This is a genomic window from Novosphingobium aquimarinum (assembly GCF_009746585.1).
Classification (GTDB): domain Bacteria; phylum Pseudomonadota; class Alphaproteobacteria; order Sphingomonadales; family Sphingomonadaceae; genus Novosphingobium; species Novosphingobium aquimarinum.
In genome coordinates this window covers 83948-109067 of sequence record NZ_WRPO01000011.1, presented here as the reverse complement: position 1 = coordinate 109067, position 25120 = coordinate 83948, and the positions used below count along the sequence as shown (strand labels likewise).

26 protein-coding genes and 1 tRNA gene are annotated in these 25120 nt (G+C 66.5%); 21 read left to right on the top strand and 6 right to left on the bottom strand.

From position 1 onward, the window contains the following. Window positions 1-130: 130 nt before the first annotated feature. Window positions 131-991: a sugar phosphate isomerase/epimerase family protein gene (locus GQO94_RS12505; RefSeq protein WP_156841895.1), complete on the bottom strand. Its 861-nt coding sequence runs from the start codon at window positions 989-991 to the stop codon at window positions 131-133. Window positions 992-1187: 196 nt separating this feature from the next. On the opposite strand from GQO94_RS12505, the gene GQO94_RS12500 reads away from it, so the two are divergent. The 4 genes from GQO94_RS12500 to GQO94_RS12485 are packed head-to-tail and all read left to right on the top strand — an operon-like array spanning window position 1188 to window position 5270. Then, window positions 1188-2168, top strand: a complete 981-nt coding sequence (locus GQO94_RS12500) for a cytochrome ubiquinol oxidase subunit II family protein (protein WP_156841894.1) — start codon at window positions 1188-1190, stop codon at window positions 2166-2168. Further along, the gene (locus tag GQO94_RS12495; RefSeq protein WP_156841893.1) at window positions 2165-4270 is read left to right on the top strand and encodes a cbb3-type cytochrome c oxidase subunit I; all 2106 of its coding nucleotides are present in this window, start codon (window positions 2165-2167) and stop codon (window positions 4268-4270) included. Before GQO94_RS12500 ends, GQO94_RS12495 begins: the two co-directional genes overlap by 4 nt. Continuing rightward, a complete protein-coding gene (locus GQO94_RS12490) occupies window positions 4267-4893 on the top strand; it encodes a cytochrome c oxidase subunit 3 (RefSeq protein ID WP_156841892.1) in 627 nt (208 codons plus the stop codon). Before GQO94_RS12495 ends, GQO94_RS12490 begins: the two co-directional genes overlap by 4 nt. Further along, window positions 4890-5270 carry a cytochrome o ubiquinol oxidase subunit IV gene (locus tag GQO94_RS12485; protein WP_198045943.1) on the top strand — a complete coding sequence of 127 codons (381 nt, stop codon included), beginning with the start codon at window positions 4890-4892 and terminating at the stop codon, window positions 5268-5270. The genes GQO94_RS12490 and GQO94_RS12485 overlap by 4 nt, the downstream gene beginning before the upstream one ends. A gap of 8 nt (window positions 5271-5278) precedes the next feature. Here GQO94_RS12485 and GQO94_RS12480 read toward each other — a convergent pair whose 3' ends face one another. Both GQO94_RS12480 and GQO94_RS12475 read right to left on the bottom strand, forming a co-directional pair. Then, window positions 5279-5962, bottom strand: coding sequence for a DUF4396 domain-containing protein (locus GQO94_RS12480; protein WP_156841891.1), 684 nt, complete (start codon window positions 5960-5962; stop codon window positions 5279-5281). 439 nt (window positions 5963-6401) lie between these two features. Then, window positions 6402-6475, bottom strand: a tRNA-Gln gene (locus GQO94_RS12475). Window positions 6476-6613: 138 nt separating this feature from the next. Between GQO94_RS12475 and GQO94_RS12470 the strand changes: the two genes are divergently transcribed. Beyond that, window positions 6614-7837 carry a Ppx/GppA phosphatase family protein gene (locus GQO94_RS12470; RefSeq protein ID WP_232332914.1) on the top strand — a complete coding sequence of 408 codons (1224 nt, stop codon included), beginning with the start codon at window positions 6614-6616 and terminating at the stop codon, window positions 7835-7837. Further along, the gene (locus tag GQO94_RS12465; protein WP_156841889.1) at window positions 7834-8496 is read left to right on the top strand and encodes an RlmE family RNA methyltransferase; all 663 of its coding nucleotides are present in this window, start codon (window positions 7834-7836) and stop codon (window positions 8494-8496) included. The genes GQO94_RS12470 and GQO94_RS12465 overlap by 4 nt, the downstream gene beginning before the upstream one ends. 31 nt (window positions 8497-8527) lie before the next feature. Here the strand turns inward: GQO94_RS12465 and GQO94_RS12460 are convergent, their stop codons facing one another. Beyond that, a complete protein-coding gene (locus GQO94_RS12460) occupies window positions 8528-9220 on the bottom strand; it encodes a c-type cytochrome (RefSeq protein ID WP_156841888.1) in 693 nt (230 codons plus the stop codon). A 119-nt stretch (window positions 9221-9339) separates the two neighbouring features. On the opposite strand from GQO94_RS12460, the gene GQO94_RS12455 reads away from it, so the two are divergent. The 9 genes from GQO94_RS12455 (at window position 9340) to GQO94_RS12415 (ending at window position 17626) form a co-directional block, all read left to right on the top strand. After that, window positions 9340-10233, top strand: coding sequence for a prephenate dehydratase (locus GQO94_RS12455; RefSeq protein WP_156841887.1), 894 nt, complete (start codon window positions 9340-9342; stop codon window positions 10231-10233). Window positions 10234-10303: 70 nt separating this feature from the next. Continuing rightward, window positions 10304-10972 (top strand): hypothetical protein, encoded by a 669-nt coding sequence (locus GQO94_RS12450; protein ID WP_232332913.1) that lies wholly within the window; start codon window positions 10304-10306, stop codon window positions 10970-10972. 13 nt (window positions 10973-10985) lie between these two features. Beyond that, window positions 10986-12287, top strand: coding sequence for a DUF4350 domain-containing protein (locus GQO94_RS12445; RefSeq protein WP_156841886.1), 1302 nt, complete (start codon window positions 10986-10988; stop codon window positions 12285-12287). Then, entirely contained in the window at window positions 12284-13258 is a 975-nt protein-coding gene (locus GQO94_RS12440; protein WP_156841885.1) for an AAA family ATPase, read from the top strand. The genes GQO94_RS12445 and GQO94_RS12440 overlap by 4 nt, the downstream gene beginning before the upstream one ends. A 2-nt stretch (window positions 13259-13260) precedes the next feature. Then, window positions 13261-14604: a DUF58 domain-containing protein gene (locus GQO94_RS12435; protein WP_156841884.1), complete on the top strand. Its 1344-nt coding sequence runs from the start codon at window positions 13261-13263 to the stop codon at window positions 14602-14604. Continuing rightward, window positions 14601-15626, top strand: coding sequence for a stage II sporulation protein M (locus GQO94_RS12430; RefSeq protein ID WP_156841883.1), 1026 nt, complete (start codon window positions 14601-14603; stop codon window positions 15624-15626). The genes GQO94_RS12435 and GQO94_RS12430 overlap by 4 nt, the downstream gene beginning before the upstream one ends. Further along, on the top strand, window positions 15626-16555 hold the full coding sequence (locus tag GQO94_RS12425; protein WP_156841882.1) for an RDD family protein: 930 nt from the start codon (window positions 15626-15628) through the stop codon (window positions 16553-16555). Before GQO94_RS12430 ends, GQO94_RS12425 begins: the two co-directional genes overlap by 1 nt. A gap of 2 nt (window positions 16556-16557) precedes the next feature. Next, complete coding sequence (locus GQO94_RS12420) at window positions 16558-17034, top strand: GNAT family N-acetyltransferase (RefSeq protein WP_198045942.1); 477 nt, start codon at window positions 16558-16560, stop codon at window positions 17032-17034. 76 nt (window positions 17035-17110) lie between these two features. Next, on the top strand, window positions 17111-17626 hold the full coding sequence (locus tag GQO94_RS12415) for a GNAT family N-acetyltransferase (RefSeq protein ID WP_156841881.1): 516 nt from the start codon (window positions 17111-17113) through the stop codon (window positions 17624-17626). Between the two features lie 4 nt (window positions 17627-17630). Here the strand turns inward: GQO94_RS12415 and GQO94_RS12410 are convergent, their stop codons facing one another. Together GQO94_RS12410 and GQO94_RS12405 are read right to left on the bottom strand one after the other, a co-directional pair. Continuing rightward, entirely contained in the window at window positions 17631-18641 is a 1011-nt protein-coding gene (locus GQO94_RS12410; protein WP_156841880.1) for a zinc transporter ZntB, read from the bottom strand. Window positions 18642-18740: 99 nt separating this feature from the next. Then, a complete protein-coding gene (locus GQO94_RS12405; protein ID WP_232332918.1) occupies window positions 18741-19850 on the bottom strand; it encodes a S41 family peptidase in 1110 nt (369 codons plus the stop codon). Window positions 19851-20039: 189 nt separating this feature from the next. Here GQO94_RS12405 and ispG point away from each other — a divergent pair, with 189 nt between their 5' ends. From ispG to GQO94_RS12375, 6 genes are all read left to right on the top strand, one after another. Then, window positions 20040-21209, top strand: a complete 1170-nt coding sequence (ispG, locus tag GQO94_RS12400) for a flavodoxin-dependent (E)-4-hydroxy-3-methylbut-2-enyl-diphosphate synthase (RefSeq protein WP_156841878.1) — start codon at window positions 20040-20042, stop codon at window positions 21207-21209. Further along, a complete protein-coding gene (locus GQO94_RS12395; protein WP_156841877.1) occupies window positions 21206-21940 on the top strand; it encodes a hypothetical protein in 735 nt (244 codons plus the stop codon). Before ispG ends, GQO94_RS12395 begins: the two co-directional genes overlap by 4 nt. 25 nt (window positions 21941-21965) lie before the next feature. Continuing rightward, window positions 21966-22499: a retropepsin-like aspartic protease family protein gene (locus tag GQO94_RS12390; RefSeq protein WP_156841876.1), complete on the top strand. Its 534-nt coding sequence runs from the start codon at window positions 21966-21968 to the stop codon at window positions 22497-22499. Between the two features lie 169 nt (window positions 22500-22668). Next, complete coding sequence (locus GQO94_RS12385; RefSeq protein WP_156841875.1) at window positions 22669-22941, top strand: hypothetical protein; 273 nt, start codon at window positions 22669-22671, stop codon at window positions 22939-22941. Between the two features lie 38 nt (window positions 22942-22979). Then, window positions 22980-24005 carry a hypothetical protein gene (locus GQO94_RS12380; RefSeq protein ID WP_156841874.1) on the top strand — a complete coding sequence of 342 codons (1026 nt, stop codon included), beginning with the start codon at window positions 22980-22982 and terminating at the stop codon, window positions 24003-24005. A 130-nt stretch (window positions 24006-24135) separates the two neighbouring features. Next, entirely contained in the window at window positions 24136-25095 is a 960-nt protein-coding gene (locus GQO94_RS12375) for a glutaminase (RefSeq protein ID WP_269748768.1), read from the top strand. Window positions 25096-25120: the final 25 nt, after the last annotated feature.

Here is a 25120-nt window from a genome sequence, read left to right as displayed (position 1 = left end):
TCCGGCGTTCGACACGGGAAGATGTCGTTCGATGTGTTCAGTCTGGGCTTGCGTTAGCCCCGTGTGCGTCGGGCACGGTTTTGAAACGCGCCAGCAATACGATCGCTCCTGCCTGACAAAAGAAAAGCGATCACAGCAGCGCTTCGGAGGCCTGCCAGGCGGCCGTCATGCCCGCGCGGGACTGCTGGATCACCGATTCGAGATCGGTCTCGTACAGCGAATCCGCGACGTCGTTGGAAAAGATCTCGACCACCCAGGGCTTGTCGTAGCCGGCCTTGCGCGTCGCGGCGATGAGGCGATCGAGCGGGATGACGCCAGCGCCCGGCACGATGCGGTCGGCAAATGAACGCGGCGCGCGCCAGTCGCTCGCCTGCACGGTGAAAATCCGATTTCCGGCGCGCGCGATCGCGCCCTCGATCCCGGCGTTCTGCCACACGTTCCAGAAATCGAGGCACAGGCCGACCGTATCGCTGCCCGATCGCTCGATGATCTCCAGGCCCTGATCGACCGTCCAGATCGCGCTTTCGACATTGACCGAAGTCGGGTTCAGCGGTTCGAGCGCGAGGAGGACGCCGTGATCGGCCGCGATCGTGCCCAGTTCACCCAGCTTTTCGGCCACGACGGTCATCGCTTCGGCCATGTCGCCCTTGGGGTGCGCGCCGGTATTGGTGATGAACGGCGCGCCGGGCGCGAACCTCGCGAGACGTTCGATCGAAGCGCGCAGACACGCGACGCGTTCGTCGAGCGCCGTGGGCGTCGGCATCATCCGGCTGTCGAAGAACGTCCGCACCCGGGGCTGCACCGCGCTTATGATAAGGCCCGCCGCAGCGATGGATTGCATCTGTTCGGCGTAGCGACCGTCATCGAGCTTGGCCTCGACCACTTCGATCGCATCGATACCGAGGCGCGCGTAGCGTTCGACGTCTTCGTCGAACGTCCAGGGCAGGGTGGTGAATTCGCTGATACCGAGGGTAAAGAGATGCGGGCTCATCGCATTGTCTGCCTGTCTTGCCCTGTTGCGCGGTGAGGAACGTGTCGCTCGACGCGGCGGTTCCCGACTTTGCGGCGCTTCGGCTCTGCCGGCAACGGGCAGACACAATTCGCCTTGTTCGAGAGGGGATTGGCGTGGCATGCGCCCTCTCGCACTTCCGGTGCAGCGGGCGCGCGAGATAGCGGAGAAAGACGCCTTGGCAAGAACCACGAGACTGCCGCTGGGGCGATGGCTAGCCGTTTTGCTGCTGATCGCCTCCTGCGCCATGCCGGCCAGCGTGTTGGCACAAGCGCGGGAAAGCTTCCTGCAGCCGATGGGGCCGGTTTCGCAGGAGCAGTCGGCGCACTTGTTGCGTGTGATCGGGATGGCGATGATCGTGATCCTGCCGGTGCTGATCGGCGTGCCGCTCATCCTCTGGCGCTATCGCTATGCCGGCGCAAAAGGCCGGTACGAGCCGCGCTGGGAGTTTTCCAAGCCGCTCGAATTCGCGCTGTGGGGCGTGCCGATGCTGGTGGTCGCGATGCTGGCGGGATGGTTGTGGCATTCCACGCAAAAGCTCGATCCCTATGCCAGCATGGGGCCCGATCCCTTGCGGGTCCAGGCGATCGGGCTCGATTGGAAATGGGTCTTCATCTATCCCGATCAGGGGATCGCGACCGTGAACGAACTGGCCTTGCCGGTGGGGCGCCCGATCGAAATGACGCTGACCACCGACACGGTAATGCAAAGCCTGCTGATCGCGCCGCTGACCGGGCAGATCTATGCCATGCCCGGCATGCGGACCAAGCTGAACTTCTCCGCCGTGCGCCCCGGCGTCGCCGAGGGCGAGAACACGCAATTCAACGGCAACGGCTTCGGGCGGCAGAAATTCACCGTGAGAGCGCTTGGCGGCAACGATTTCACCGCCTGGACCAAGCGCAGCCGCGACGTGCCGTTGAACGAGGCGACTTATGCGACATTGCGCCGGCGATCGGTGTTGGCCCAGGCTCGCCGCGAACTGGGCCTGGGAGGCAGTGCCCAACCGATCACGATGGCGCTCGAGGGGCAGGACGTGTTCGACAAGATCATCGCCAAATACCATCGTGACGGAAAGGCGCTGACTGCACGCTGGGGCGGAACCGGAATGCCGCAAGACTCCGGCTCGCACTACGGCTCGAGCAAGGAGAGCGGCCAGTGACACGCACCACCAGCCCGATCTTCGGCCGGCTCGACTGGTCGGTCACGCCCTATACCGACCTGCTGCGCAAGGTGGACAGCAACTCCCTGGTCGGCGCCGGCGCGGCAACCGTGCTGGTGCTCGGTGCAATCGTCACGATCGCGCTGATCACCTGGAAGAAGTGGTGGGGGCCGCTGTTCAAGGACTGGCTGACGTCGCCCGACGCCAAGAAGATCGGCATCATGTATATCGTGTTGGGACTGGTGATGATGGCGCGCGGCATCGCCGAGGGCTTCGTCATGCGCACGCATCAGACGACCGCGCTGGGGACGCTCGCGGAGCCCGAAAAAGGTCTCGTCGCGCCCGAGCATTTCTCGCAGCTGTTCAGTACGCACGGCACGATCATGATATTTTTCGTGGCGATGCCGCTGCTCATCGGGCTCATCAACTTCGTGCTGCCGCAACAGCTCGGCGCGCGCGACATGGCGTTCCCGGTGCTCAACCAAGTGAGCCTCGGCCTTACGGCGGCGGGCGCGGGATTGGTGATGATCTCGCTGCTGATCGGCAAGTTCGGCACCGGTGGCTGGACGATGTACCCGCCTTACACCGGCATCACATACAGTCCGGGCGAGGGCGTCGACTACTGGGTCTGGGCGATCCTGATTTCGGGCCTTGGATCGACGCTCACGGGGATGAACTTCGCGGTCACCATTTTCAAGAACCGCGCGCCGGGCATGGAGTTCATGCGCATGCCGCTGTTCTGCTGGACCAGTCTGTGCGTCGCGATCATGCTGATTTACGCCATGCCCGCGCTGACCGTCTCAAGCGCCATGCTCGCGCTCGATCGCTACGCCGGCTTCCGCTTCTTCGCCAATGACGGCGGCGGCAACATGATGAATTACGCCAACATCTTCTGGATGTTCGGGCATCCCGAAGTCTACATCCTGATCCTTCCGGCGTTCGGCGTTTTTTCAGAGATCAGCTCCACCTTCTCGGGCAAGAAGCTCTACGGTTATACCTCGCTGGTGATCGCCAGCATGAGCATCGCGGTGATCAGCTTCACCGTGTGGCTGCACCACTTCTTCACGATGGGGCAGAGCGCGGGCGTCAACATTGCCTTCGGCATCGCCACGATGATCATCGCCATTCCCACGGGCGTGAAGATCTACGACTGGATGGCGACGATGTGGCGCGGCCGGGTGCGCCTCACCACGCCGATCGTCTATCTCACCGGCTTTTTCCTGCTGTTCGTGATCGGCGGACTTTCGGGCATTATCCTCGCCAATCCCTCGATCGATTATCAGGTGCACAACACCACGTTCCTGGTCGCGCATTTTCACAACGTCATCATTCCCGGCACGCTGTTCGGCATGCTCGCGGGCATTCACTACTGGTACCCCAAGGCCTTCGGCTATCGCCTGGACGAGACCTGGGGGCGGCGCACCGCGCTGCTGTTCGTGGCGGGCTTCATGCTCACCTTCCTGCCGCTCTACGTGCTGGGCCTGATGGGCCTGCCCCGGCGCTCGCCCACGTTCCAGAACCCCGCGTTCATGCCCTGGATGATCGTCGCCGAAGTCGGTGCCTGTCTGATGCTGGCCGCGCTTGCGAGCCTGTTTTGGACATTCCGCACCAGCTTCAAGAACCGCACGAAGCTGGCGGTGCCGGGCGGCGATCCCTGGAATGGGGCCACGCTCGAATGGTCGACGCCCGCCCCCGTGCCCGAATGGACCTTCCCGTGCATCCCCGAAGTGACCGCGCGGGACGATTGGGGCGAGACCAAGCGCGCCGGCGATCCCTGGCGCGCGCCCGATACTTATTCCGACATCGAAATGCCCGCGAACACCCTGCACGGCCTGCTGATCGCGGCGGCGAGCTTCGGCCTGGGCTTCGCCATGGTCTGGCATATCTGGTGGCTGGCGATCGTCAGCTTCCTCGCCATCCCCGGCATCATGGCAGTGCGCGGCATGCGCGAAATCGAGCCGAAGATCATTCCCGCCTCCCAAGTGCGCGAAGAGGACCGGAAATTCCGCGAACGCGTCGCAAGCCTGACCCCGGTCACGCGCGCCGACGAGGCGAGCGAACGCAATCAGGGTGTGCCCGATCTGTCGGAGTTCGCGGGATGAGCGACAACACCCTCTACCCCGGCCTGAACCTTGGCGATTCGCATGGCGAAGCGCATGTCGGTGCCGAGACGACCGTGTTCGGGTTCTGGGTCTTCGTGATGAGCGACCTCATCATCTTCGGCATCCTTTTCGCTGCTTACGCCTCCTACCTCGATCCGCTCGGCTTGGCCGGCGCACCGGGGCCGAAGGACCTGTTCGACATCCGCAGCGTCGCCATCCAGACGGGGCTTCTGCTCTTGGGCGGCACCGCTTACGGGGGCGTCTCGCTCTCGGTGAAATACAACTGCAGCCGGGCCAGGGTTCTCGGCTGGCTGGCGGTGTGCGCCGCATTGGGCGCGGGGTTCCTGTTCTTCGAGATCAAGGACTTCGTCAGCCAGGCGGGTGAGGGCGGGGTGCCGCAGGCCAGCGGCTGGCTCAGTTCCTACTGGGCGCTCGTCGGCCTGCACGGCGTCCATGTCTCTTCCGGCATCGTCTGGATCATCGCGATGATGGGGCAGATCGTGTGGCGCGGCATCGATGACGCGGTGAAGATCCGCCTGTCGATGCTGGGCGTGTTCTGGCATTTCCTCGATCTGGTGTGGATCGGGATCTTCTCCTTCGTGTTTCTGGTGCCGCTCGCATGACCAAATCCAATACCGACATGCTCGATCCCGACGATGGCGCCAGCCACGAATTGCGCAACTATGCGATCGGCTTCGGCGTCAGCCTGCTGCTGACCGTCGGCGCATTCGCGGCGCTCCTGTCGCACTTGCCGACCGTGTGGAAAGTCAGCGCCATCTGCATCGCCGCCTTGCTGCAGGTCATGACTCACGCGCGCAATTTCCTGCACCTCAGCCTATCCGGCCGACAATCGCGAGAAGATCTGCTGCTGGTGATGTTCTCCACCATCCTGCTCGCGATCATGGCGGGCGGGACCTATTTCATCATGGCCGACCTCGATGGCCGGATGCACGATATGCGGGATACGCAGGACATGGAGGGCATGCCGGCGGGCGGCTGAGGACCGCGCTACATCTCCTCTTTCACGCCCGTACGGATCAGCATCCAGTTGGGCAGATAAGCGGTAGCGAAGCCCGCCATCATCGCGAATTGCATCGCGGCCCAGAAGATCGGACTTCCCGCATCGACCCTGGTTCCGAACCACGCGGGAAACAGGAGGAAGTGCGCCAGCCCCATCAGACCGTACATGCCGACCTGCCAGCTCGTCAGCGAAAGGAAGTCCGCCTTCGCCGCCGTCACGATGCCGTTGCCGAACGACAAATCGCGCATCGGTACGATGGCGAAATACTGAAAGACGATGCCTGTCCCGAGTGCGAGGACGTAGTCCATCACCCACGTCGCGAAGATGTGCTGAGAAAACAGCGAGCCCAATCCGAAGAGCTTGAGCACGCCCGGAAAATGATGCGCGACATTCTCGCTCACGAGATCGGCGAGCGTACATCCCGCCCCGCAGTGCAGCGTGCCCTTGGCGACTTTTGCGGCGAACGGCGCTTCGTCGGTGCCGGGCGCAGCGTAACGCCGGTAAAACCAGATCAGCAGCGGCCCGGCAAACAGCGCGCAAAGTGGCCAGACGAATTGCATGACCGCCATCTTCGGCGGATGGCGCCGCATCACCACGGCCATGTAGAGCGCGCTGACCACCCCGATCAGCAGCAGCGCGATCGCCACCACCTTGAACCAGATCGGGATCATCGCGGAGGGCCCCCAGCGCTGGCGCCGGCGAAACCGCGTTGCAAGGTGCGTTCATCGGAATCGTTTCCGGGTGGCCTGCCGTACCGCAGGCACGATCCGACTTCGCCGATGAGTTTGCTGGCCATCCCGCGCTCCTTTTCCGCCAACGGCCTGACGACCGAAACCAGCCGCTGCCGCGACGCAAACCAACCAAACGCACGCGTGGCCAAACCGTTCGCGGACAAATGTCAAATCGTCCGGGCTGCAAGCGAGCGCCTGGCGCAGTCCTCAGCCGATTCGGAGATGGGGCGGGCCGTACGGCCAAGCGCGGCGCTGAACGATACCCCGCTATCCCATCGCCCAAGCACGCCGGAGACGACGACACGCGGGTGCACCTCGCCGGAAAGGGCCGGATTGAATAGGTTTTTACGCTTCCATGCGATCGCTTGCGACCGCAGCTTGGATGCCCCGCGAGGATTCGAACCTCGATTGACGGAGTCAGAGTCCGTAGTCTTACCTTTAGACGACGGGGCAGGAGCGCGCCCCTCTAGGGGGGAAGCCGATTCGGGTCAAGCTATCGCGGACTTGCCGGTTGGTTCACGGATCGTTAGCATCGTTGGCAGGTGTCCGCGCTCGCGGACGTGATGCGTAAGCAGTGAGAAGTAGGAATATATGGCGGATCAGGATCCGCCGATGCACAAGGCCCGCGGGCCGGATTGGGGAAACGCGCGGTCCAGGCCGCGCCGGGGTGGGGCGCCCCGATTCCGGTCTGCCGCAGGCGGCGACAGTGTCGGTGGTCAGCCAAGTGGCGGAGGGCAGGACGCGGGACCGCGTCGGGCCGAACCGCCAAACAGACCGAAGCCCGCAGGAGGTGGGCGGCAGTCCTACGCCGCGATCGATCTCGGCACGAACAATTGTCGGCTTTTGATCGCGCGGCCATCGGGCGAGAACTTTACCGTCATCGATGCCTTCAGCCGCGTCGTCCGATTGGGCGAAGGGATCGCGCAGACCGGGCGCTTGTCCGATCAGGCGATGGAGCGGACGATGGCGGCGCTGCGCGTCTGCGCGGAAAAGCTCATGCGTCGCAACGTCTTCCTGGCGCGTTCGGTCGCGACGGAGGCGTGTCGCCGCGCCGTCAACGGCGCCGAATTCATCGAGCGGGTCCGCCGCGAAACCGGCATCGCGCTCGATATCATCAGTGCGCGCGAAGAAGCGCGTCTGGCCGTGCTGGGCTGTCATGTCCTGCTCGAGGAAGGCCGCGGCCCGGCGATGATCTTCGACATCGGCGGCGGCTCCACCGAACTCGTCCTGATCGAGAGCACCGACACGGTCCCGCGCATTCTCGACTGGCAATCGGTCCCCTGGGGCGTGGTCTCGCTGACCGAAACCTGCGGCGGCGAGGGCAATAGCCTGGAAGACCGCCTGGCGCGCTATCGCCACATGCATTCTCTCGTGTCCGAGAGTTTCGCCGGGTTCGCGCGCCGCACGCAAGCGACGCGGGCCGATGCCGGAAGTCTGGGCGCGCTGCGCCTGCTCGGGACCAGCGGCACCGTCACCACGCTGGCGAGCCTGCATCTCGAGCTGCCCCAGTACGATCGGCGTGCCGTCGACGGGCTGATCGTGCCTGCCAGTTCGATGCGCGACATCAGCACGCGCTTGTCCTCGATGTCGATCGAGGAGCGGCGGCAAGTCAACTGCATCGGCCGCGAACGGGCGGACCTCGTGGTGGCGGGCTGCGCGATTCTCGAATCGATCCTCGATTTGTGGCCGGCGCATCGTCTCGGCGTGGCCGATCGCGGTATCCGCGAAGGCATTTTGCGCAGTCTGATTTCGTCGCACGGCCATGGCGAGCGCTTGCAGCCGAAGGCGCGCGACATCCGCGCGAATCAGCCATGAGCCGCTCTGGCCGCGATCCGGGGGAGCGGCTGCGCTCGGCGAAGAAGCGCACCACCAGTTCGGCACGCTGGCTGCAGCGGCAGATCAACGATCCGTACGTCAAGCAGGCCAAGGCGGACGGCTATCGCAGCCGTGCGGCCTACAAGCTGATCGAGCTCGACGAGAAGTTCGCGGTGCTCAAAGGCGTGGCGCGCGCGGTCGACCTCGGTATCGCGCCGGGCGGCTGGAGCCAGGTGCTGCGGCAGCGCTGCCCGAACGCGCGCATTGTCGGCATCGACTTGCTGCCGACCGAGCCGATCGAAGGGGTCACCATCCTGCAGATGGATTTCATGGCGGACGAGGCTCCGGCGGCGCTCGAAGGCGCGCTCGATGGCCCGCCCGATCTGGTGCTGTCGGACATGGCGGCCAATACCGTCGGCCACAAGCAGACCGACCATTTGCGCACGATGGGACTGGTGGAGACCGCCGCCGACTTCGCGATCGCGACATTGGCGCCGGGCGGTACCTTCATCGCTAAGGTCCTGGCCGGAGGGACCGATACGACGCTGTTGGCGCTGCTCAAGCGGCACTTTGCCAGCGTCAAGCACGCCAAGCCCCCGGCGAGCCGCAAGGGCTCCTCGGAATGGTACGTGATTGCGAAAGGCTTCAAGGGGCGCTGAAAGCGCGCCCCTTATCGATGCCCGCTACCGGTTATTCCTGCCCAGCGTTGCCGACCGCGGCGTTGGTCGCGCCGACGGGAGCCCCTTGCGTGCTGGCGTCGGCGGCAGCGGCGCCTCCTTCGGGCGGCGTCCCTGCGGTTTCCGCGGCTTCGCCTCCGGCGGGCGCCTCGCCTTCAGCCGCCGCGGCCTCCGGTGCGGGCGCTGCGGGAAGCGGCAGATTCGAGCCCTGCGAGTTCAGGTAGAGCATGATGTTGGCGCGATCTTCGGGCTTGGAGAGGCCCGCGAAGGTCATCTTGGTCCCGGGCGCGAAAGCCTTGGGGCTCTTCAACCACTCGTTCATGTTGTCGAAGTTCCAGGTTCCGCCAACGCTCTTGAGCGCGTCGGAGAAGGCGAACCCGCCCACACCCTGGCCGATCGCCTCGCCCAGCACGCCGTGCAGGTTCGGGCCGATGCCGTTGGCGCCGCCGGCGTTCACCGTGTGGCACGAGGCGCACTTGGCGAAGATCGCCTCGCCCTTGGCGGGATCGCCCGCGGCCAGCAGCGTCGCGATGGGAACTTCGCCTGCGCCGCCTTCTTCCTCAACGCCTTCGATCGCATAGCCCATCTCGTGCGGGCGATGCGGCTTGTCGGCGGAGAAATAGTGGTGGCTCAGGCTCGTCAGTCCCAGCGCGACGATGCCGGAGAACAGAACCCAGCCGGCGGTAGTATTGAAACGGTCGTCCATCGATTGCGTGTTCCGCTAGGATTGTTGGCCCCTGAAGTTGGCTGGGCTCTAGTGTCGCAGGCTCGCGAGTGCAAGAGCCATTGCGGACAGGTTGTGAGGCGACTAAGCGCGCAGCCGTCATGCACTCCTTTCCCGAACCCGCCTTGAAGCTCGTTGCCGAAATGAGCGAAGCCGCCGCTGCCGATCCCGCGCGGGCGGTTTCGTTTCAGGGCGCGCCGGGCTGCAATTCGCACCGCGCGGCTTGCGAATACGCTCCCGATTGCGTGCCTTTGCCCTGCTTCGCCTTCGAGGATGCGCTCGATGCCGTGAAGGACGGGCGGTGCGATCGGGCGATGATTCCGATCGAGAATTCGAAGAACGGGCGCGTCGCGGACATCCATTTCCTGCTTCCCGAAAGCGGCCTTTCGATCGTCGGCGAGCACTTCCTGCCGATCCGCTATGCGATCATGGCGCTGGGCGACGGTCCGTTCGATGCGGCCTACAGCCATCCGCAGGCGCTCGGACAAACGCGCCACTACCTGCGCCAGCGCGGGATCGTGCCGATGTCCTATGCCGACACTGCGGGCGCGGCCGCTTTCGTGAAGGAACAGGGCGATCCGCGTGCCTGCGCGGTTTCGCCTTCGCTCGCGGCAGAGATCTACGGTTTGAAGATCGTCGATGACGATGTCGCCGATGCCGAAGACAACACCACCCGCTTCGTGGTGCTCTCGCGCGAGCCGATCGAGCTGCCGGAACTCTCCGGGCGACCGGCGATGACGACGTTCATTTTCGAAGTGAAGAACGTGCCCGCCGCGCTGTTCAAGGCGCTTGGCGGATTCGCGACCAACGGCGTCAACATGACCAAGCTGGAAAGCTATCAGGTCGGCGCGAGCTTTGCCGCGAGCCGGTTCTATGCCGACATCGAAGGCGCTCCCGGCGACATCCGGGTGGATCGCGCGATGGAAGAGCTCGCGTTCCACTGCAAGTACGTGCGCCTCCTCGGCAGCTATGCGCAGGCCCGCCCGCGCGGCTGATCGCGGGATCCTCGCCGGTCGAAGCGGGCCCGGCTTGCACGTCTCGTCACGCCATGCCACCTAGACGCGCGTGACGCTGGACGGCCCACAGATCGCGGGAGCGACGGCAACGAGGGACGCGGCTCGCGGTGCGCTCGACGACTGGGCGGCCATTCGCGCTTCCGATTCGATCCAGTACGCGCCGCTGCCGCCGCCTCAGCCGCCGCAGACGCCCCCCTGGCTGGAATGGTTCTATCGCATGCTGGAAAGCGTGTTCGGACCGATCGGCAAGGCGCTCGGCGCGGCTGCCGAGCCGGTCAAATGGATCCTCATTGCGTTAGGCTTCACGCTGTTGCTGCTGGCGCTCTGGCGGTTGGTCCTCGCGCCGCTGCTCGAGCGTTGGCGGATGTCGGAGCCGGAAACCGAAGACTGGACGCCCGGCGCCCGCGACGCCGCGGCACTGCTCGAAGAGGCGGACCGGCTGGCCGCCGAGGGGCGCTACGGCGAAGCGGCTCATCTCCTGCTTCAGCGCAGCGTCGAGCACATCGCGGAAGCGCGCCCCGAGTGGCTGTTGCCCGCAAGCACCGCGCGCGAGATTTCCGCCTTCCCGATGCTGTCCGAGCGAGCGCGGGGGGCGTTCGCGATCATCGCCGGGCGGGTCGAACGCAGCGCGTTCGCCCAGCGGGAGCTCGACGCGCGAGACTGGCAGGCGGCGCGCGGCGCCTATTCGCAGTTCGCGCTCGACGGATTGGAAGCATGAGAGAGATCGGCGCATGAGCGCTGCAGGCGAGCCCTTTTCGCGCCGCGCGGCGCTGTTGCTCGTCGCGTTCGGCAGCCTCGTCTTCCTGGCGATCCTGTTGATGTCCGCCTTCGATGCCGGCACCGGGGACATCAACGACGGCGGCGGCCATGCCGGTTCGCGCGGCATCAACGGTTTTGCCGCCTTCGCCGATCTCGCCGAGCGTCGCGGTTATACCGTGCGCCGGTCGCGCAGCGAAGGCGCGTTCGAGCAGCCTGGGCTGCTGGTCCTCACCCCGCCGCACATGGCGGACCCTGACAAGATCGCGTCGGCCATCGATCACCATCGTCTGCAAGGACCGACGATCCTGGTCTTGCCCAAGTGGATCGGCGTCGATGCCAGCATGTTGCCGGGCCTGACCAAGACGAAGGAGGGCTGGGTGATCCTTTCGGGCGCAGCTCCGCCACCCTGGGCCGACGAGGTCTCCTCCCTCGGCGATCTCGACGTCGAGGTCGACAAACTCGATTCCCGCGAGGCGGGCTGGCGAGGGTTCGGCCGGGCCGGGCGACTGCCGGATGCGCGCGCGGTCCAGACCGTGTCGAGTGGGCGGGTCGTCGCGGTCGTGCGCGATGCGCGCGGGCAGACGGCGGCCGGCTTCCTCGATGACGGGACGGCCACTCCCGATCTGGAAGTCGCGGCCGGGCGCGAACCCGAAGCCGGCTTGCAAGTGAGGGTGCGATATCCGGTGATCGTCGTCGCCGAGCCCGATCTCATGGACAATTGGGGCATGGCCGAGCAGGGGCGGGCGATGGCCATGCTCTCGCTGCTGAATGCCGCGACCGGCGGCGAACGCATGCCGGTGAATTTCGACCTGACGCTCAATGGTCTGGGCCACTCCGCCAATCTGCTCGCGCTGGCCTTCACGCCGCCGTTTCTGGCGGCGACGCTGTGCCTGCTGCTGGCCGCACTGGTGATCGCCTGGCGCGCCTTCGTGCGCTTCGGCCCTCCGCTTCGTCCGGAGCGCGCGATCGCGTTCGGCAAGCAGGCGCTGGTCGCCAATTCTGCGGGATTGGTGCTGCGCGCCCGCCGCTTTCACTTGCTCGGCCGGCCTTATGTCGAGCGCACGCGGTCGCGCCTGATCGCGGGCCTCGCTTTGCCGCGCACGCTCGACAGCGCCGCTGCCGATGCCGCGATCGATCGCGCCGCCGCCTCGCGCGGCGAAGGCGCGGACGCGTTCAGCGGCGCGGCCGGCCGATTGCTCTCCGCGCGCGAGCCGCACCAGATGGTGCGCGCCGCGCTCGACCTCCATGCCCTCGAAAGGAAACTGGTCCGATGATGGATAACCCGCCGCTCGACGTCTCCGGCGTCGGCCGCCTCGCCGAGGCGATCCGCGCCGAAGTCGGCAAGGCGATCGTCGGTCAGACCGAAACGGTCGAGCGCTTGCTGATCGCGATGCTCGCGCGTGGTCACGTGCTGCTCGAAGGCCCGCCGGGGACGGCCAAGACCTTCCTCGCGCAATGCTTCGCGGCCACGCTCGGCCTCGATTTCGCGCGAATCCAGTTCACGCCCGACCTGATGCCGGGCGATATTCTGGGTTCCAACCTGTTCAACTTCCAGACCAGCCAGTTCACGCTGACGCGCGGCCCGATCTTCTGCGACGTGTTGCTCGCCGACGAGATCAACCGCACCCCGCCCAAGACCCAGGCCGCGCTGCTCGAAGCGATGCAGGAGCGGCGCGTCACGCTCGACGGCAAACCGCATGCGCTGCCCGATCATTTCCTGGTCGTCGCGACGCAGAATCCCATCGAGAGCCAGGGCGTCTATCCGCTGCCCGAAGCGCAACTCGATCGCTTCCTGTTCAAGCTGCTGGTGGCCTACCCCAGCCTCGAGGAGGAGCACGCGATCGTCACCCGTTTCGGCGAAAATCGCGGTCTGCCGAGCCCGCAGGCGCTGGGGATCGCCGCCGTGGCGGACGCCGCCACGCTGGAGGCGGCGACCAGCGCGGTGCAGCAAGTGACGCTGGCGGAAAGCGTGGTCGACTACATCGTCCGGCTCGTGCGCGCGACCCGCGAATCGCCCGATTTGTCGAGCGGCGCCAGCCCGCGAGCGGCGGTGCTGCTGGCAGGTGCTTCGCGCGCCCGCGCCGCGCTCGATGGGCGGGACTACGTCGTGCCGGACGACGTCAAGGCGCTCGCCACGGCGGTGCTGCGCCACCGTTTGCTGCTGAGCCCGGCGGCGGAGATCGAGGGCAAGCAGGTCGAGGCGCTGGTGGCGCAGATGGTCGAGCAGACCGAGGCGCCTCGCTGAGGATGTCTTCGGCGCCCGTCCCCCGCGACCGACAGGCTTTCGTGCCGACGACGCGCGCGGCAGTGCTGCTCGCGCTCGCCGCGCCGGTCGCGCTGCTGATCGGCGCGGTGGCGCCGGGCGCCTGGATTGCGGCGCCGGTGCTGGGCATCATTGTGCTCATGCTCGTGGGCTACGACCTCGTCGCGGCGGGGCGCTGCGAGCGCTTTCATTGCGACATTGCCACCGACATGGAAGTCGGCGCGAGCGAGACGATTCATGCCGCTGCGCGCTTTCGCGGGCGGGCACCGCAATCCGCCGAAGCCGTGTTCGCGTGTGATACCCGGCTTGCGCCGGGTGGACGGTTGCGGATCGCGCTCTCACCGAATGAGGACGAGGTCGCGGGCGACACCGATGTCCGCCCGGCCCGCCGCGGTACCGCGCCCGTCGAGCGGGTCTGGCTGCGCTGGACCGGACCGCTCGGCCTTGGCGCGCGGCAGATCACGCGAGACCTCGATCGACACGTACGCATCCGGCCCAATGTCGGCGATGTCCGTTCGCCTGCGCTCCAGGCGTTCCTGCGCGATGCCCAGTTCGGCCTGATTGCGCGGCGAATCCGCGGCGAAGGCACGCAGTTCGAAGCGCTCACCGATTACCAGCCCGGCATGGATCGCCGCCGCATCGACTGGAAGGCCTCGGCCCGCCACTGGCAGCTCTACGCCAAGGAAAACGAGACCGAGCGCAACAATCAGATCGTCTTCGCCTTCGATTGCGGGCAGGCGATGTGCGAGCCGATTGCGGGCATGCCCCGGCTCGACCGCGCCGTGTCCGCCGCGCTGACTACGGCGTATGTCGCGCTCAAGGGCGGCGATCGCGTGTCGCTGTTCGGCTTCGCTGCGCAGCCGCAGCTTTCGAGCCCGTTCGTCACTGCCCCGCGAGACTTCATTCGCTTGCAACAGGCCGCCGCCTCGCTCGAATATCGTAGCGAGGAGCCCAACTTCACGCTCGCGCTGGCGACGATCGCCAGCCGGTTGCAGCGCCGTTCGCTGGTGGTGGTATTCTCGGACTTCACCGACCCGACCAGCGCCGAGTTGATGATCGAATCGGTCGGACGGCTCACTGCGCGCCACCTTGTGCTGTTCGTGACGATGGTCGACGAAGAACTGGAGGAGCTGTCTTCGGACCGGCCCGGCGATATCCAGACGCTGTCGATGGCGGTCTCGGCCGACTTGCTGCTGCGCCAGCGGGCGCTGGTCACGCGGCGGCTGCGTCAGCTTGGGGTCGACGTGATCGAGGCGCCGCATGCGCTGGTCGGCACGCGGCTGATCGACGCCTACCTTGCGATCAAGCGGACGGGAGCGCTGGGATGAGCGAAGCCGGCTCTGCCAACCATCAGACCATCGCCGCCGCCGCACTGCGCTCCGACCGTTTCCGGCTGGAGCGCGAGGCGGACTGGAAGCGGCTCGAGGACATCGTCGTCAACATGGAGAAGGGCCGCTTGCGCCGCGTCTCCGACGAGGATCTTCTGGCATTGCCGGGGCTCTATCGCACGGTCGCCTCCAGCCTTTCGATCGCGCGCGAGACGTCGCTCGATGCCGCCACGCTGGCCTATCTCGAAGCGCTGGTGAAGCGCGCCTGGTTCGTGGTCTATGGCCCGCGGACCTCGCTCGTCGCCTGGCTGCGCGGCTTCCTGGGCGGCGGTTGGAGCCGCGCGGTGCAGACGATCAAGCTCGACGTGCTGATCGCGCTCGCCGTCATGATCGCCGGCACGGTGGTCGGCTGGCTGCTCTCCGCGAGTGACACCGAATGGTACTATGCGCTGGTGCCGGGCCAATTCGCGGATGCCCGCGTACCGGGCGCAAGCGCGGAGGTCCTGCGCAACACGCTGTTCGGCAACGAAGGGCAGAAAGGCCTCGGCGCCTTCGCGGCCTTCCTGTTCAGCAACAACGCGCAAGTCTCGATCATGGCTTTCGCGCTGGGCTTCGCCTTCGGACTGCCGTCGCTGCTGCTGCTGGTGAAGAACACGGCAGTGCTCGGCGCGATGCTGTGGCTTTACCACGGCGCCGGTCTGACCATCGATTTCGTCGGCTGGATCGGGGTGCACGGCACCACCGAATTGTTCGCGATCCTGCTGGCGGGCGGAGCCGGCCTGCATATCGGGCGGGCGATGGCCTTTCCCGGCGACCGCCCGGTGCTCGAAGCCGCGTCCGAGGCAGGGCGCTGCGCCGCGCTGGTGATGACGGGCGTTGTGCTGATGCTGGTCGTGGCGGCCTTGCTCGAAGGCTATGCGCGCCAGCTCGTCGGCCATACGCCGGGTCGCTTCGCGATCGGCGGATCGATGCTGGCGTTCTGGATCATCTACCTGTTCGGCTTCGGGAAGCGAGCCCGGTGATGGCGCGGGCGGCCAAAGCCCCGAAGCGCTACCGCCGCGACACCTCGCGGAATCGCGAACTGGTGACGCCCGAAGGCGTCAGCCTGCCGCTCACGATTGCCTCGCGCGGCGCGCGGGCAGGCGCGCTGATCCTCGATCTGCTGCTGGTCGGCGTACTGATGACCGCGACGACGATCGCTCTGATCTCGATCGCGGGCGGGACTGCCGCGCTGGTGCGGTCGGTCGAGGATGGTTCGGGCGCGGCGCAAATGCTGGAACTGCTGGTCGTCTTGTGGATCATCCTGATGTTCCTGTTTCGCAACGCCTATTTCCTGTTCTTCGAACTCGGCCCGCGCGGCGCGACACCGGGCAAGCGGCTGGCCGGGATCCGCATCGCCGCGCGCGACGGCGGTCGTCTCACCGCCGAAATGGTGATCGCGCGCAACTTGCTGCGCGACATCGAACTGTTCCTGCCTCTGGTGTTCCTCGCCTCGGCGGGAGCGGAGAGCGGCGCCGCCTGGCTGGCGGCGACCGCCTGGATTCTCGTCTTCCCGCTGCTGCCATTGTTCAATCGCGACCGGTTGCGCGCAGGCGACATGATCGCGGGGACCTGGGTGGTCGAGGGGCCGCGCCAGAAGCTGCATGCGGCGATGACCACGGCGGCCGAGGTCGCGCCGCAAAGTTACCGCTTTAGTGACGAGGAACTGGCGGTTTACGGCGAATACGAACTGCAGACGCTCGAGCGGGTGCTGCGCCTCGGTGCGCGCAAATCGATCCTTCCCGTCCACGAAACCATTGTTCGCAAGATCGGGCGCGAGGGGCCGCGCGAGAGCGGCGTCGGCGACGAGCAGGCGTTCCTCGAAGCCTATTACGCGCAGTTGCGCGCCCGGCTGGAAAGCGGCATGCGAATGGGGCGGCGCAAGGCCGACAAATACGCGCAGGAGCATTGAGCATGGCCAGCGAGATCGTCGACTTGCGGATCGTCTCCGACGATCTGACCGGGGCCGAGATCCTGGCCCTGTTGCAGCTGCACCTCGATGAAATGCACCGCTGGTCGCCGGCCTGCAAAGTCCATGCGATGCCCGCCGAGCGGCTGCGGGCGAGCGACGTCACGTTCTACGCCGCCTGGGATGGCGAGCGTCTCGCCGGCTGCGGTGCGCTCAAGCATCTCGACGAGACTCACGGCGAACTCAAGTCGATGCGCGCCGCACCCGAATACCGCGGCCGCGGCGTCGGCCGGGCGATCCTGCTCCATCTCCTCGCCGAAGCGAAGGCGCGCGGATATCGGCGCGTCAGTCTCGAAACCGGGGGTACGAGTGAGTTCCTGCCGGCCCAGTCGCTCTACCGGGCCCATGGATTCGAGCCGTGCGAAGCCTTCGCCGACTACGTTCTCGACGATTTCAGCATGTGCATGACCCGGCAACTCTGACCGGATCGCCACGTCCGGGCCGGAAAGCCGCAATCGGCACTTGCAATCGCCTCGCCCTCGAACGATCGGGCATGCCATGAAACTGCGCGCTGCCGGACCTGACGACGCCCCCGCACTCGCACACCTGGGACGCGAGGCATTCTGCGCGGCCTTCGCGCATCTCTACGCAGCATCGGACCTCGATGCGTTTCTCGCGCAAGTCTACGATCCGCCGCGTGTGGCTGGGGAACTCGCCGATCCGGCGATCCGGGTGCAGCTAGCCGAGGACGACGACGGGGCGCTGGCAGGGTACTGCAAGCTGCGTCTCGCTTGCGGCTGGCCCGAGGAGGCGCGCGGATCGCGCGTCATCGAGCTCAAGCAGCTTTACACCGCGCCCGATCGGACCAGTGGCGGCATCGGCGCGGCACTGATGGCCTGGGCCGAGGCCGAGGCACGGCATTGTGGCGCCGACGAGATCCAGCTTTCGGTCTGGAGCGGCAACCACCGCGCCCAGCGCTTCTACGCTCGGCACGGCTTTGCCAAAGTCGCCGACACCGAATTCTGGGTCGGCACTCAGCGCGACGAGGAATTCCTGTTCGCGCGCATGCTCTAGCCGATCAGAACCAGTCCCATTTCTTGAACAGCAGAAGCTGGACGAACAGGATCGCCGAACACATCGCGACCACGATCCAGAAGGCGTGGCTGTCGTTCACGCCGGGGATGCCGCCGACGTTGATCCCCAGCAGCCCGGTCACGAAGCCGAGCGGCAGGAAGATCGCCGCGACGATCGTCAGCAAGTACTGCGTCCGCTCGCTGCTGGCGAGCGTGCGGGCGCGCAGATCGTCCTGCAGCACGACCGCGCTTTCCTTGGAAATGTCGAGATCGTCGAGATAGCGGCGCAAGCGTTCGATCGTCTCGGCGGTCTCGCGGCGATCGTGATCCTCGAACCAGTCGGGCGCGTCGCGCGAAATCTTTTCCAGCGCCTCGTGCTGCGGCGACATGTGGCGTTTGAGCGCAAGGCAGTTGCGGCGGATGATCGAGATGCGGTCGAGCAGCATGTCGGTATCCTCCTTCTCGACATCGAGCTCTTCGAGCTGGTCGATGTGGTCGTTCATGTCGACGATCGAGCGGTTCATGCGCGCGACCATCGCCTCGATCAGCTGCGTGATCGTCGCCCCGGCATCGGTCGGCCCGTCCCCCGCGTCGATCGTGGCAAGAATTTCGCGCGGGGTCTGCAAGGGATTGCGCCGCAAGGTCACGAGCCGGCGCCCGTCGCACCACAGCTGCATCGAGACCATGTCTTCGGGTTCGGCGCCGGGATTGAAGTTGATGCCCCGCAGCGTCGCGACGATCGCGTTGCCCTCGCGAAAGGCGCGGGGGCGGGTGTCGTCGCTGACCAGCAGTTCGGCGGTGGGCTCGGGCACCTTGAGTTCGTGTTCGAGCCATTCCTGCACGCCGGGACGATTGCGGCACAAGTGCACCCATAACACTTCGCCCGGTTTCCCCGGCCGCCACTCTCGCGCCTCGTCCCAGCTTACGGTCCTGCCGCCGCCATGCCCGTCGAGCACTCGACCGAACAGCATCGGCGGACCGGAATCGCAGTCGTCGGTAGTCTTTCGGTCGAGCATCGCGGCAGCATTTGCCGCAATATGGCTGCGAAACAAGGGCGCGATCAGCTTATTTCGTGTTCCGCTGCCGTTCGGTTCCGCGCGGCATCTGCGCGTGCATCAGGGCTGGGACCGCTCCAACGGCAGAGTGGGCTTGTGCGCTTCGGACAGGGCATGGGCCTTGTCGGGCGCGATCCCGAAGTCCGTCAGCGCCCGTTCGAGCGCCAGCGCCGGGTCGACCGCGATATCGGGCGCGACGCCGTCGCTCTCCCAGTCTTCGCCCGTATCGGGATCGAAAGTCCGACCGACCGGTACGAAGGCATAGTAGCCGCCCGGCAAGTCCGCCTGGCCGCCGAAGTGATTGGCCCCGCGAGTCGCGCCGCCGACCAGCGTCGCGCGGCCCGTCCGCTTCATCGCCAGCGCGAAATGCTCGGCGGCGGATGCCGTGCGCGGGCCGGTGAGCAGGTAGACTTTGGCATCGCGTAGCCGAGTGTCGGCGTTGGGCGTGACCCAATGCTCGCGTCGCGCCATCGTCTTGTCGTCGAGCAGGCGCATCGAAGGCACGCCATCGACCGGCGAGCCGAGTTCGCGCTCGACGTCCCAGCTGGTTTCCATGGTGACGAGGTGAGTCGGCTCGGCGAAGAGCCAGGGGAGGATCACGTCCATCTGCTCGACGCCGCCGCCGTGGTGCGTGCGCAAGTCGAAGATCAGCGCTCTGGCATCGGCATGGTCCGCCATGAAGGCCGCGACGCTTCGGGTTATGTCCTCGTTGTAGGGAAACTCGTTGATCCGCATGTAGGCGATGCCGGGCGCGATCCAGTCCGCCTCCTCCAGGATGGGGAAGGGCTCCTTCGGCGCGGCGGCGGTATCGGTGGCCTTCGCGTCTTCGCGCAGGCGCACCCTGAGATGCCCGTCGGGGGCGACCGCCTGGAGATCCGCGGTCATCGCTTCGGCAACCGCCTGCTTGTCGGTCCCGGCATAACGACCGGTGGCGACACCCTGGCGCAAGGCGGCGGCATAGCGCGCCCCGATCTCGGGGAAGGTGTACTGCCGCTCGAGCCGGCCCGCGAGATCGCAGGCCGCGGCCTCGCCGCTCTGCGCCGCGGGTGCGGCGCAAGGAGACGGCTCGGCGGCGACGGACGCGGATGCCGGTACGAGCGCGCCGGCGAGCAGCGGGGCGAACCACGCGGCGAAGCGATGGGCATACATGGCGGTCAGGTCCTCTTGCATAGGCACGACATTGGCATGCGCGACCGCGCGGCTTCGGGCAAATGCGCCGGTCTAGTCGTGTCGTCTCTTTGTCGATCCGGCCCCAGCCGCCCCGGTTGCCGCCCGTAATTTCGCCCTCAGGTCGCCGTCCGACGGCGCGGTGCGGCAGATGCCTTTCATGTGCCACACCAAGCGCGTATAAGCGCCAACATGTCTTCCATACGTCCCTGGCGCGATATCGAGCGCCGCAAGAGCCGCCAGATCATGGTCGGCAACGTTCCCGTCGGCGGCGATGCCCCGATCACGGTCCAGACCATGACCAATACGCCCACCTCCGACGCGGGCGCGACGATCGACCAGATCCGCCGCTGCGAGGACGCCGGCGCTGATCTGATTCGCGTGTCGTGCCCCGATGTCGAGAGCACCACGGCGTTCCGCGAGATCGCGCGCGCCGCGCGGGTGCCGCTGATCGCGGACATCCATTTCCACTACAAGCGCGCGCTCGAGGCGGCGGACGCCGGCGCGGCGTGCCTGCGCATCAACCCCGGCAACATCGGCTCGGACGAGCGAGTCGCCGAAGTGGTGCGCGCGGCCAAGGGCAACGGCTGCGCGATCCGCATCGGCGTCAACGCCGGCAGCCTCGAGAAGGACTTGCTCGAAAAGTACGGTGAGCCTTGCCCCGAGGCGCTGGTCGAATCGGCGCTCGATCACATCAAGCTGCTGCAGGATCACGACTTCCACGAATACAAAGTGGCGGTGAAGGCCTCCGACGTGTTCCTCGCGGTCGCGGCTTATCAGGGTCTGGCCGACGCGGTCGATTGTCCGCTGCACTTGGGCATCACCGAAGCAGGCGGGCTGATCGGCGGCACGGTGAAGTCCGCGCTCGGCATCGGCAACATGCTGTGGGCAGGGATCGGCGATACCATCCGCGTCTCGCTTTCGGCCGAACCCGAACAGGAAGTGCGCGTCGGGTTCGAAATCCTGAAGTCGCTCGGCCTCAGGACGCGCGGCGTGCGCGTGGTGTCGTGCCCCTCGTGCGCGCGGCAGGGGTTCGACGTCATCCGCACCGTCGCCGCGCTCGAGGAACGGCTGCAGCACATCAAGACGCCGCTTTCGCTCTCGGTCCTCGGCTGTGTCGTGAACGGGCCTGGCGAAGCGCGCGAGACCGACATCGGCGTGACCGGCGGCGGCAACGGCAAGCACATGGTCTACCTCTCGGGCGTGACAGATCACCACGTGCAAAGTGCCGACATGCTCGAACACATCGTCAGCCTGGTCGAAGCGAAGGCGGCCGCGATCGAGGCCGAGGCGGACATGACCGACGCGGGCAAGGCCTCGACTGCACAAGTGGACGAGGTGGCAGCCGAACCCGCCGAATGACGCGACTGAAAGCGTTCGGCCGGCTGCTGACCGGAACCCTGAGCGATTCGCTGCGGCTGTTTTCGCTGGCGCCGGCGATCTGGCTGGTCGTGGTCGCTGCCGAGTTCGCGCAGCATGTCGTCGAAGTGCGGCTCGGGATGTTTGCCGACGCGCAAGCGTTCAACCGCCTTTCGCTTGATCCGATGCGGCTCGAGATCGGCTATATCAAGGTCGCGATGATGACGCTCGCGGCGTTCCTCGCCTCGCGCGTCTGGGTCAACCACCGTGACGGCAAGCCCTGGTGGAGTCTCGCCTCGATCGCCTGGCGGCCGTTCCTCGTCGGCTTCGTGCTGACGACCTTGCTTTCGGTTCCCCTGCTGCCGGGCGTCGCGATGCCGCCCGCCCTGGTCGCCCCGCTCACGGTGCTGGTCTATGTGGTGACGCTGCCGCTGCTGGTGCTGATGATGGCCGGCATCCTCGGCGACGATTCGGCGACTGTGGTGGGTGTCTATCGCAGCGGTTGGGGCAAAGGCTTGCGCATCCTTCTGCTGATGGCGATCGGCTTCGTCCCGCTGCAGGTGCTGCACTTGTGGGATCACCTGCTGGCGATCGGCTCGCATCCCGTGGTGCTGTGGCTGCTGCTCGGCTGGGATTCGCTGGTGGTCGGCTTCATCGCCGCTTTCCTGGGCACGGCGTCGCACCACGGCTATGTCGGCAGTGGCGAGGCGCCCGCGCGCTTTACGCGGACTTAAGCCGACTGCGCTTACACAAACCGGCATGCGCAAGCTGCCGATCCTCGCCCTCCTTGTCAGCGCGGCCCTGGTCGGATGGATGATGCCCGATCTCTCGCGCCTGGAGCAGGACGACACCGCGCAAAGCGACCGCATCGCGCTCGTCACGCCGCCGCAGGACCGCGAATCGGCGCGCGAGGCATGGCTTTCCGGCGAAACGGTGCTGCCGCGAAGCGGCGACGGCCACTTCTACGCCAATGTCCAGATCGATTCGCGCGATTTGCGCATGCTTGTCGATACGGGCGCGAGCGTGGTCGCGCTGACCGGCGAGGATGCCGAGGCGATCGGCCTCACCTGGAGCGATGCCGACTTGCGCGAGATCGGGCGCGGGGCCAGCGGGCCGGTCCAGGGCGTTCCGGTTATGCTCGATCGGATCGAGCTTGGCGGCCTAGAGGCGCGCAATATACGCGCCGCGATCGTACCCGAGGGGCTCGACGTGTCGCTGCTCGGCCAGTCGTTCCTGTCCCAGCTTCCCGGCGTGCGCATCGACGGCGACCGGATGATGCTGGGCGGCGGGTAGGCTGAGCGGGAGGGGCAGGAAACCTGTCGCCCTCACCATCTTGCCCGTAGCATTCCACCACCCCCCAGAAAAACGAAACCGGCCCGCGTGCCGGGCGCTCGGGGGAGGGCGCTGGCGGCAGGCGGGCCGGTCGGGGAGGCCGTGCTGGGTGGGGGTGGGTCAGCCGGCCTTGGCAGGCGTCGCGAACGACGCGGCTGCAACCTCGGCCGACGGGGTTTCGGTCGAGGAAGTGGGAAGGCTCGTCGTCGCGACGAACGCGGACATGGCGAGGACCGACGCAATCGCAGCGCTGGTCACTTTGGAAATCGAAGGGAACATCGGAATAATCTTTCGTGTGCGTGTAAGCTATGACCTGCATATGGTTCCATTTGCGTCGTTTGGCCATGTCACCGGTCGGCGCAGCTATGTCGTCCGTCGAGTTGACTGGCTGAACCTGCGTTAACTGCACCTTATCCGAGCCCTGTTAGGGATCGGGGCGTGTTGAATCGTATTCTCCCCTACTCGTGGCGCACCAAGGTTGCCGCCAAGCGGCACGACCGCAGCATTCGCGCGGTGCTCGATACGCCGCCTGTCCGCGCAGCCGACGATGGCGTGGTGCTGTTCTCGATGATCGGAACGCGCGTCCTGCTGCCCTATCTGGTCGCGGTGAAATCGCTGTGGCATCAGCTTGATCGCGGACGCATCGTGATTCTCGACGATGGCTCGCTGACGGCGCACGACAAGGCGCTGCTCGACCTGCACTGCGGGCGCCCCGAAGTGATCCCGATCGCCACGGTCGACACCGGCGAATTTCCCCATGGTGGATGCTGGGAGCGCTTCCTGACCATCCTCGATCGTCGTGCCGACGAATACTGGATCCAGCTCGACAGCGACACGGTTACGCTCGGCCCCGTGCCCGAACTTACCGATGCCATCACCGCCAATCGCAGTTTCACACTGCTGGGCGGCACGGACGGCGAGATCGGCGCGCTGCCGCTTCACGAAATTGCGCGCACGCTTTATCCGGGCGGTCCCGAGGGCGGACATGTTCAGGCACGCTTCGAATCGCGGCTGGGCCAGGCCGATGGCGCGCCGGGCTGGCGCTATGTGCGCGGCTGCGCCGGGTTTACGGGGTTCGCCGCGGGCGGCGCCGGGCGCGAACGGGCTTCCCAGTTCCTGGCGCTGCTGGTCGATCTCATCGGCGCGGAGAGCAAGCCGATCTGGGGCACCGAGCAGATCGCCTCGAACTTCCACATCGCCAACGAGCCCGATCCGCTGCTGCTGCCCTCGCGGCGCTACCTCAATTACTGGGGCGAGCCGATCGGCCCGGAAGCGGCTTTCGTCCACTTCGTCGGCACCCATCGTTACGCCAAAGGCGCTTACGCCGATGCCAGTCTCGACGCCATTCGCACGGTTGGCGGCGAGGCGATCAGACACGAGGATCGACGCGATCCCTCCGTCGAGCACACCGCTCGGATGCGCGCCGCCGGCAGCAGCTTACGCAACGCCGCCCCGAAGGCGACCTAGCCCTCGCCGATCGCGGCCACCGCATTGTCGCGTAATGGCCGGCGCGCCTTGGCGGTTCGCTCCCAGGTGTTTGCCGACATCGCTGCGATTGCCACTGGCCACGCGCCTCGCGTCGTTGCAAGCAGGCGCCGTGGCGGACTTGCAGCACATCCTCGACGACATTGCCCACGACATGGCGGGAGCGACCGAGCGTGGGCGCATCGCCGACTACATTCCCGATCTCGCCGCCGTCGATCCCCGGCATTTCGGCATCGCGGTGGTCGATGCGGATGGGCGCACGTTTCTGGCCGGCGATGCCACCACGCGCTTCTCCGTGCAGTCGATCACCAAGGTCTTCAGTCTGACGATGGCGCTGGGCACGACCGGCGATGCCTTGTGGCAGCGGGTCGGGCGCGAACCTTCGGGCACTGCGTTCAACTCGATCGTCCAGCTCGAGACCGAGCAGGGAATCCCGCGCAATCCCTTCATCAATGCGGGCGCGATCGTCATCGCCGACGTGCTGCTCGCGCGGCACGAACCGCGCGAGACGATCGCCGAGTTCGTGCGCTTCATACGCCAGCTGACCGGCGACGACAGCATCGTCATCGATCGCCACGTCGCGGCGGGCGAGCAGGCGACCGGCTATCGCAACGTCGCGCTGGCGAACTACATGCGCGCTTTCGGCAATATCCGGCATCCGGTGGAAAAGGTGCTCGGCACCTATTTCCACCAGTGCGCGCTGGCGATGGACTGCCGCCAACTCGCGATGGCGGGTCGTTACCTGATGATGGGCGGGACCGACCCGGAGACCGGCCGCTCGGTCGTCACGTCGCAGCGCGCGCGCCGCATTCTCGCGCTGATGCTGACTTGTGGGCATTACGATGCCTCGGGTGACTTCGCGTTCCGTGTCGGCCTGCCGGGCAAGTCGGGCGTCGGTGGCGGTATCCTCGCGATCGCGCCGGGCTCGGCCTCGATCGCGGTGTGGTCGCCGGGACTCGACGCCAAGGGCAATTCCCTGCTCGGCCGCCGCGCGCTCGAGCGGCTGGTGCAGCACACCGGCTGGTCGGTGTTCGAGCCGATGGCCTGCGTGATGCCGGACAACCGCCCTTAGACGGCTGCGGTCATCCCGGAACCAC

Coding starts and splice junctions, on each gene's coding strand:
- GQO94_RS12440 (WP_156841885.1), top strand. CDS start 12,284: ATGATGGATAACCCGCCGCTCGACGTCTCCGGCGTCGGCCGCCTCGCC.
- GQO94_RS12390 (WP_156841876.1), top strand. CDS start 21,966: ATGCGCAAGCTGCCGATCCTCGCCCTCCTTGTCAGCGCGGCCCTGGTC.
- GQO94_RS12480 (WP_156841891.1), bottom strand. CDS start 5,962: ATGATCCCGATCTGGTTCAAGGTGGTGGCGATCGCGCTGCTGCTGATC.
- GQO94_RS12425 (WP_156841882.1), top strand. CDS start 15,626: ATGGCGCGGGCGGCCAAAGCCCCGAAGCGCTACCGCCGCGACACCTCG.
- GQO94_RS12420 (WP_198045942.1), top strand. CDS start 16,558: ATGGCCAGCGAGATCGTCGACTTGCGGATCGTCTCCGACGATCTGACC.
- GQO94_RS12410 (WP_156841880.1), bottom strand. CDS start 18,641: ATGCTCGACCGAAAGACTACCGACGACTGCGATTCCGGTCCGCCGATG.
- GQO94_RS12490 (WP_156841892.1), top strand. CDS start 4,267: ATGAGCGACAACACCCTCTACCCCGGCCTGAACCTTGGCGATTCGCAT.
- GQO94_RS12465 (WP_156841889.1), top strand. CDS start 7,834: ATGAGCCGCTCTGGCCGCGATCCGGGGGAGCGGCTGCGCTCGGCGAAG.
- GQO94_RS12415 (WP_156841881.1), top strand. CDS start 17,111: ATGAAACTGCGCGCTGCCGGACCTGACGACGCCCCCGCACTCGCACAC.
- GQO94_RS12485 (WP_198045943.1), top strand. CDS start 4,890: ATGACCAAATCCAATACCGACATGCTCGATCCCGACGATGGCGCCAGC.
- ispG (WP_156841878.1), top strand. CDS start 20,040: ATGTCTTCCATACGTCCCTGGCGCGATATCGAGCGCCGCAAGAGCCGC.
- GQO94_RS12395 (WP_156841877.1), top strand. CDS start 21,206: ATGACGCGACTGAAAGCGTTCGGCCGGCTGCTGACCGGAACCCTGAGC.
- GQO94_RS12460 (WP_156841888.1), bottom strand. CDS start 9,220: ATGGACGACCGTTTCAATACTACCGCCGGCTGGGTTCTGTTCTCCGGC.
- GQO94_RS12430 (WP_156841883.1), top strand. CDS start 14,601: ATGAGCGAAGCCGGCTCTGCCAACCATCAGACCATCGCCGCCGCCGCA.
- GQO94_RS12470 (WP_232332914.1), top strand. CDS start 6,614: ATGGCGGATCAGGATCCGCCGATGCACAAGGCCCGCGGGCCGGATTGG.
- GQO94_RS12445 (WP_156841886.1), top strand. CDS start 10,986: ATGAGCGCTGCAGGCGAGCCCTTTTCGCGCCGCGCGGCGCTGTTGCTC.
- GQO94_RS12455 (WP_156841887.1), top strand. CDS start 9,340: ATGCACTCCTTTCCCGAACCCGCCTTGAAGCTCGTTGCCGAAATGAGC.
- GQO94_RS12405 (WP_232332918.1), bottom strand. CDS start 19,850: ATGCAAGAGGACCTGACCGCCATGTATGCCCATCGCTTCGCCGCGTGG.
- GQO94_RS12435 (WP_156841884.1), top strand. CDS start 13,261: ATGTCTTCGGCGCCCGTCCCCCGCGACCGACAGGCTTTCGTGCCGACG.
- GQO94_RS12505 (WP_156841895.1), bottom strand. CDS start 991: ATGAGCCCGCATCTCTTTACCCTCGGTATCAGCGAATTCACCACCCTG.